Annotated in this window: 5 protein-coding genes and 2 tRNA genes; 6 read left to right on the forward strand and 1 reads right to left on the reverse strand. The window is 65.6% G+C overall.

What is annotated here, in order from left to right:
- The first annotated feature begins 9 nt into the window (after positions 1–9).
- The 3 genes from BDO18943_RS39105 to BDO18943_RS39115 all read left to right on the forward strand — a co-directional run bounded on the left by BDO18943_RS39105 (position 10) and on the right by BDO18943_RS39115 (position 3,529).
- Positions 10–1,107: an ABC transporter permease gene (locus BDO18943_RS39105; RefSeq protein WP_175026356.1), complete on the forward strand. Its 1,098-nt coding sequence runs from the start codon at positions 10–12 to the stop codon at positions 1,105–1,107.
- Positions 1,104–2,726: an ABC transporter ATP-binding protein gene (locus tag BDO18943_RS39110; protein WP_175026357.1), complete on the forward strand. Its 1,623-nt coding sequence runs from the start codon at positions 1,104–1,106 to the stop codon at positions 2,724–2,726. Before BDO18943_RS39105 ends, BDO18943_RS39110 begins: the two co-directional genes overlap by 4 nt.
- 128 nt (positions 2,727–2,854) lie before the next feature.
- The gene (locus BDO18943_RS39115; protein ID WP_175026358.1) at positions 2,855–3,529 is read left to right on the forward strand and encodes a C40 family peptidase; all 675 of its coding nucleotides are present in this window, start codon (positions 2,855–2,857) and stop codon (positions 3,527–3,529) included.
- 147 nt (positions 3,530–3,676) lie between these two features.
- Here the strand turns inward: BDO18943_RS39115 and BDO18943_RS39120 are convergent, their stop codons facing one another.
- On the reverse strand, positions 3,677–4,591 hold the full coding sequence (locus BDO18943_RS39120; protein WP_175026359.1) for a patatin-like phospholipase family protein: 915 nt from the start codon (positions 4,589–4,591) through the stop codon (positions 3,677–3,679).
- 280 nt (positions 4,592–4,871) lie between these two features.
- On the opposite strand from BDO18943_RS39120, the gene gltX reads away from it, so the two are divergent.
- The 3 genes from gltX (at position 4,872) to BDO18943_RS39135 (ending at position 6,699) form a co-directional block, all read left to right on the forward strand.
- Positions 4,872–6,281, forward strand: a complete 1,410-nt coding sequence (gene gltX / locus BDO18943_RS39125) for a glutamate--tRNA ligase (RefSeq protein WP_089450854.1) — start codon at positions 4,872–4,874, stop codon at positions 6,279–6,281.
- Between the two features lie 128 nt (positions 6,282–6,409).
- Positions 6,410–6,485 (forward strand) — tRNA-Ala (locus tag BDO18943_RS39130).
- A 141-nt stretch (positions 6,486–6,626) separates the two neighbouring features.
- Positions 6,627–6,699 (forward strand) — tRNA-Glu (locus BDO18943_RS39135).
- Positions 6,700–6,701: the final 2 nt, after the last annotated feature.

Genomic DNA, 6,701 nt, shown 5'->3' on the forward strand with positions numbered 1-6,701 from the left:
AGGTGCGCGATGAACCGGACCGTCGTGTCTTCCCGCATCGACGCGGCGCGCGCCCGCGTGTCGCCGTCGCCCGCGCGCCGCGTATGGCAACGCTTCCGGCAGCAGCGCCTCGGCTACTGGAGCTTCGTGATCTTTTTCGTGGCCTTCGCCGCGAGCGTGGCCGCGCCGCTGTGGTCGAACGACAAGCCGCTCGTCGTGCGTTACGACGGCCAGTACTATTTCCCGCTGTTCCATGCGTATCCGGAGACGACCTTCGGCGGCGATTTCCCGACACCGGCCGACTATCTCGATCCGTATGTGCGCAAGCGGCTCGAGGCTCCCGGCAATTTCGTCGTCTACCCGCCGAACCGTTACTACTACGACACGCTGAACTACTTCTCGAACGTGCCGAACCCTGCGCCGCCGTCGCGCGCGAACTGGCTCGGCACCGACGCGCAGGGGCGCGACCTGCTTGCGCGGCTCGTGTACGGGTTCCGCGTGTCGGTCGAGTTCGGGCTGATCCTGACCGTGATCGGCACGCTGCTCGGAATCGCCGCAGGCGCCGTGCAGGGCTTCTTCGGCGGACGCATCGACATCGTCGGGCAGCGGCTGATCGAGATCTGGAGCTCGCTGCCCGAGCTGTACCTGCTGATCATCTTCGCGTCGATCTTCGAGCCGAGCTTCCTGCTGCTGATCGTGCTGCTGTCGCTGTTCGGCTGGATCGGGCTCGCCGATTACGTGCGCGCGGAATTCCTGCGTAACCGCACGCAGGATTACGTGCGCGCGGCGCGTGCGATGGGGCTCACGAACGCGCAGATCATCTGGCGCCACGTGCTGCCGAACAGTCTCACGCCGGTGATCACGTTCCTGCCGTTCCGGATGAGCGGCTCGATCCTCGCGCTCACGAGCCTCGATTTCCTCGGGCTCGGCGTGCCGCCGCCGACCCCGAGCCTCGGCGAGCTGCTCGCGCAGGGCAAGGGCAATCTCGACGCCTGGTGGATCTCGCTGTCGACCTTCGGCGTGCTGGTCGCGACGCTGCTGCTGCTGACCTTCATGGGCGACGCGCTGCGCAACGCACTCGACACGCGGATCGCCGACTCGGTGCGCGCGGCGGGAGGCCAGCGATGAGCGAGTCGACCGTACCGACGCAGCAAGCGCCGCTGCTGTCGCTCGAGCATCTGCACGTGCGCTTCGGCGACACGGTCGCGGTGGACGACGTGACGCTCGCGATCGGCCGCGGCGAGCGCGTCGCGCTGGTCGGCGAGTCGGGTTCGGGCAAGAGCGTCACCGCGCTGTCGATCCTGCGGCTGCTGCGCGACGCCGACGTGAGCGGCACGATCCGCTTCGCGGGGCAGGATCTGGTGGCGAAGAGCGAGCGCGAAATGCGCGGGCTGCGGGGCTCGGACATCGCGATGATCTTCCAGGAGCCGATGACGGCGCTCAACCCGCTGTATACGATCGGCGTGCAGATCGGCGAGACGATCGTGCTGCATGACGGCGTCTCGGCCGTCGAGGCACGCAAGCGGGCGATCGCGTTGCTCGCGCGCACGGGCATCGCGGAGCCGGAGAAGCGGGTCGACAGTTATCCGCACCAGTTGTCGGGCGGCCAGCGGCAGCGCGCGATGATCGCGATGGCGCTCGCGTGCCGGCCGCGGCTGCTGCTCGCCGACGAACCGACCACCGCGCTCGACGTGACGATCCGCGCGCAGATCGTCGATCTGCTGCTGGAACTGCAGCGCGAGGAAGCGGAAAAGCGCGGGATGGCGATCCTGCTGATCACGCACGACCTGAATCTCGTGCGGCACTTTGCGGATCGCGTCGCGGTGATGGAGCATGGCCGGCTCGTCGAGAGCGGGCCCGTCGAGCGGATCTTCGCGGACCCCGAGCATCCGTACACGCAGCGACTGCTGAACAGCCGGCCGCAACGCACGGTCGCGCCGGTGATGCCGATCGCGCCCGTCGTGCTCGACGCGCACCACGTGAGCGTGCAGTTCGCGCGCAAGCGGCCGGGCATCGCGGGCTGGTTCGGCTCGGTGCCGGTGACGGCCGTCGCGGACGTGTCGGTATCGGTGCGGCAGGGCGAGACGCTCGGCATCGTCGGCGAATCGGGGTCAGGCAAGTCGACGCTCGCGATGGCGCTGCTCGGCCTGCAGAAGACGGCTGGCGGCACGATCGAATTCCAGGGGCGCGCGCTGTCGACCTATCGCGGTCGCGAGCAGACCGCGCTGCGCTCGAACATGCAGGTCGTCTTTCAGGATCCGTTCAGTTCGCTTTCGCCGCGTCATACGATCGAGCGGATCGTCGGCGAAGGGCTCGAGCTGCATCGCCCGGACATGACGCCCGATGCGCGTCGCACGAAGTCGCTCGCGGTGCTGCGCGAAGTCGGCCTCGACCGCACGGTGCTGCACCGGTATCCGCACGAATTCTCGGGCGGGCAGCGCCAGCGGATCGCGATCGCGCGCGCGCTGGTGCTGGAGCCGCGCATCCTGATCCTCGACGAGCCGACGTCCGCGCTCGACGTGTCGATCCAGCAGCAGGTGCTGAAACTGCTCGCGAATTTGCAACAGAAATACAACCTCGGCTATGTATTCATCAGCCACGATCTCGAGGTGATCGGGGCGATGGCGCACCGTGTCGCGGTGATGCAGGGCGGGGCGATCGTGGAGTCGGGCGAGGTGGCCGACATCTTCACCAAACCGACACATCCTTACACACAAAAGCTGTTGAAAGCGGTCTGGAAAGCGTGATAGGCCGCCAATGGTCTGACCATCTCGATTGTATTTATTAATTTGTTTTGACAAACGATTACGCGCTGGCTAGTATCGACCGAAATTTTCCGCCAATCAGCTGATTTTTAAGCACATTCCATCGACCAATGCAGCATCGATCCCTGACCCAGGCATGCGCGCGCACCATCGCCGGGCTGTTCATCGGCGCCCTGTTCGCAGCAGCTCCCGGCGCGTTCGCCGACGAAGTCAGCAGTTTTAACCAGAATGTCACCAATTCGACTCAGATCGGGTCGGGTTCCTCCCTCCAGCAGACCAGCGCGCAGCCGTCGAGCGGCGGTGCGAAGTCGTTCCTCGCCGGCATGGCCGGCAAGGCGGGCGACGTGGTGGTCGGCGCGCTGAACATGATCGGCGTGCGCTACCGCTGGGGCGGCAACTCGCCGGATTCGGGCCTCGACTGCAGCGGCTTCGTGCGCTACGTGTTCCAGGACACGCTCGGCATGTCGCTGCCGCGTCGCGCGGAAGAGATGAGCCGCGTCGGCGAGAAGGTGAGCATGAGCAACCTGAAGCCGGGCGACCTCGTGTTCTTCAACACGATGCGCCGTACGTTCTCGCACGTCGGCATCTACATCGGCGACAACAAGTTCGTGCACTCGCCGTCGACGGGCAGCACCGTCCGCGTCGACGATCTCGACAACGGCTACTGGGAAAAGCGTTTCACGGGCGCGCGCCGGATCGAATCGGAATTCCCGATGAAGCCGGAAGATCTGCGTCAGCGCGTGCGCGCGACGATCGGCGACGATTCGGCGAACGGCAACAACTGACGTTCGACGGCCAGTCCGGCCGGATCGAAAAAACCCTGTCACCGAAAGGCGGCAGGGTTTTTTGTTTTGGGGCGGTGCAAACGGTGAGCCGGCAACTGCCTCGCCGCACACAGGCCGGCGGCGCGCGCCGGCCAGCGCACGGTGTGCTTACGCGGCAGCCACGCCACGCGCTGCCGCGAGCTTGCGCTGCAGTTCCGACATGATGCGCGCGACGGCTTCCTCGCCCGCGAGGATGGCGGCGTTGCGCTGGTTGAAGTCGCTGCCGCCCATCGCGTTGAGACTCGGGCGGATCACGACGTCCGCGTACTTGTCGAGCTCGTAGGTCTTGATCGTCTGGCCCATGATCGTGAAGGTCTGCAGCAGCATCTCGATCGGGTTGTTGGTGGCCGCGCCGTCCGGCCGGGCCGAGATGTCGACCGCGATCACGAAGCTCGCGCCCATCTTGCGCGCGTACGAGGCGGGCACCGGGCTCACGAGGCCGCCGTCGACATACTCGCGGTTGCCGATCTTCACCGGTTCGAACACCGACGGCACGCTGCACGACGCACGCACTGCGAGCCCCGTGTTGCCCTGCTGGAACAGGATCGGCTGACCGTTCTGCAGATCGGTCGCGACGATGCCGAGCGGCTTCGCCATCTTTTCGATCGGCCGGTTGTTGAGCGTCTTGTTCAGGAAGTTTTGCAGCGCCACGCCCTGCAGCAGCCCGCGCGAGCGGAACGGCAGCGCCCAGTCGCTGATCGCCGCCTGGTCCATGTCGAGCGCGATCTTGTTGATCTGCAGCGCGCTCATGCCCGATGCATAGAGTGCGCCGACCACCGAGCCCGCGCTCGTGCCCGCGACGATTTCGACCGGGATGCCACGCGCTTCGAGCGCCTTCAGCACGCCGATGTGCGAGAAGCCGCGCGCGGCGCCGCCGCCGAGCGCGATGCCGATCTTCACGGGCTTTTCCTGCGTCTGTGCGGTGGTGGGGCGGGATTTGTCGCCGAACGACGTGCAGGCGGCGAGGCTGGCGGACGCGGCGGCGATCGTGAAATGGCGGCGCGACAGGCGAGGGGACGACATCGAATGGTTCTCCGGCGGCTTGGCGGCGGGTTACACGGCCCGCGGCGGCGATAGGTTCCGAGCGGCCGCGCAGCGGGTTCCGTGCGGCCGGTGCCGCGCCGGCTGGCGGCCGCGGCGCGCACATCATAAAGCAAGCGGCGCGCTTGGCGCGATGTCCGGCGCGAGTATAATTCCGGCTTCTTTCCCGTTCCGGGCGTCGCCGGCCCCGTTGCTGTCCGGGCTGCCGCCGTCGATCCCGCGTCGAATCATTCATGCGCCCCAGGCGTTCGAGTTACCGTTTATGACCCGTCCTGTCCGTACCCGCTTCGCGCCGAGTCCCACCGGCTTCATCCACCTCGGCAACATCCGCTCCGCGCTCTATCCGTGGGCGTTCGCCCGCAAGATGAAGGGCACGTTCGTGCTGCGCATCGAGGATACCGACGTCGAGCGCTCGTCGCAGGAAGCGGTCGACGCAATCCTCGAAGGGATGCAATGGCTCGGCCTGGATTTCGATGAAGGCCCGATCTACCAGATGCAGCGGATGGACCGCTATCGCGAGGTGCTCGCGCAGATGCTCGAGAAGGGTCTCGCATATCCGTGCTACATGTCGGCCGAGGAGCTCGACGCGCTGCGCGAACGCCAGCGCGAGGCCGGCCTGAAGCCGCGCTACGACGGCACGTGGCGTCCGGAGCCCGGCAAGGTGCTGCCGGAGCCGCCGGCTGGCGTGAAGCCGGTGCTGCGCTTCCGCAATCCGCTGACGGGCACGGTCGTGTGGGACGACGCCGTGAAGGGGCGTGTCGAGATCTCGAACGAAGAGCTCGACGACCTCGTGATCGCGCGCCCGGACGGCACGCCGATCTACAACTTCTGCGTGGTGGTGGACGACATGGACATGGACATCACGCACGTGATCCGTGGCGACGACCACGTGAACAACACGCCGCGCCAGATCAACATCCTGAATGCGCTCGGCGGCGAGCCGCCCGTCTACGCGCACCTGCCGACCGTGCTGAACGAGCAGGGCGAGAAGATGAGCAAGCGGCATGGCGCGATGAGCGTGATGGCGTACCGCGACGCGGGCTTCCTGCCTGAAGCCGTCGTCAACTATCTCGCGCGCCTCGGCTGGTCGCACGGCGATGCCGAGATCTTCACGCGCGAGCAGTTCGTCGAATGGTTCGATCTCGAGCATCTCGGCAAGTCGCCCGCGCAGTACGACCACAGCAAGCTGAGCTGGCTGAACGCGCATTACATCAAGGAAGCGGACAACGCACGCTTGGCCGAACTGGCGAAGCCGTTCCTCGCCGCACTCGGCATCGACGATGCGGCGATCGCGACGGGCCCTGCGCTCGAAGCCGTGGTCGGGCTGATGAAGGACCGCGCGACGACGGTCAAGGAGATCGCGGAAGGCGCCACGATGTTCTACCGTGTGCCGGCTCCGGAAGCCGATGCGCTTGCGCAGCACGTGACGGACGTCGTGCGTCCGGCGCTGGCCGATCTCGTCGCGGCGCTGAAGGCGGCCGACTGGACGAAGGAAGCGGTGTCCGCCGCGCTGAAGGCGACGCTCGGCACGCACAAGCTGAAGATGCCGCAACTCGCGATGCCGGTGCGTCTGCTGGTGGCGGGTACGACGCACACGCCGTCGATCGATGCGGTGCTCGTGCTGTTCGGTCGCGACGTCGTGGTGTCGCGCATCGAGGCCGCGCTGGCCTGAGGTTCGGGGGCAAGCGAAGCTGCCCGTGCGTGACATCGCGGCAGCTTCGCAAAAAATTTCGCTCGAATCGCAAAAAGGGTATTTACAAGTTCAAAGTAGCTCCATATAATCTCATTTCTGTTCTGCAAGGGGGTATAGCTCAGCTGGGAGAGCGCTTGCATGGCATGCAAGAGGTCAGCGGTTCGATCCCGCTTACCTCCACCATCAGAACAAGCTGGATTGATTTGCGAAGCAGCAGTGGTAGTAATAAATGCTTCACAAAATGATTCAAAGCAGTTAGAATTTCGGCCTTCGCTGTTGATTGAAAAGTGAATAGCGAAAGTCAGACAGATCTGAAAAGATTTTGTCCCCTTCGTCTAGAGGCCTAGGACATCACCCTTTCACGGTGAGTACAGGGGTTCGAATCCCCTAGGGGACGCC

It is taken from the genome of Burkholderia aenigmatica (genome assembly GCF_902499175.1).
GTDB lineage: Bacteria > Pseudomonadota > Gammaproteobacteria > Burkholderiales > Burkholderiaceae > Burkholderia > Burkholderia aenigmatica.

Excerpts from the sequence above, each read along its gene's own strand:
- BDO18943_RS39105 (WP_175026356.1), top strand. The coding sequence starts at position 10 with ATGAACCGGACCGTCGTGTCTTCCCGCATCGACGCGGCGCGCGCCCGC.
- BDO18943_RS39110 (WP_175026357.1), top strand. The coding sequence starts at position 1,104 with ATGAGCGAGTCGACCGTACCGACGCAGCAAGCGCCGCTGCTGTCGCTC.
- BDO18943_RS39115 (WP_175026358.1), top strand. The coding sequence starts at position 2,855 with ATGCAGCATCGATCCCTGACCCAGGCATGCGCGCGCACCATCGCCGGG.
- BDO18943_RS39120 (WP_175026359.1), bottom strand. The coding sequence starts at position 4,591 with ATGTCGTCCCCTCGCCTGTCGCGCCGCCATTTCACGATCGCCGCCGCG.
- gltX (WP_089450854.1), top strand. The coding sequence starts at position 4,872 with ATGACCCGTCCTGTCCGTACCCGCTTCGCGCCGAGTCCCACCGGCTTC.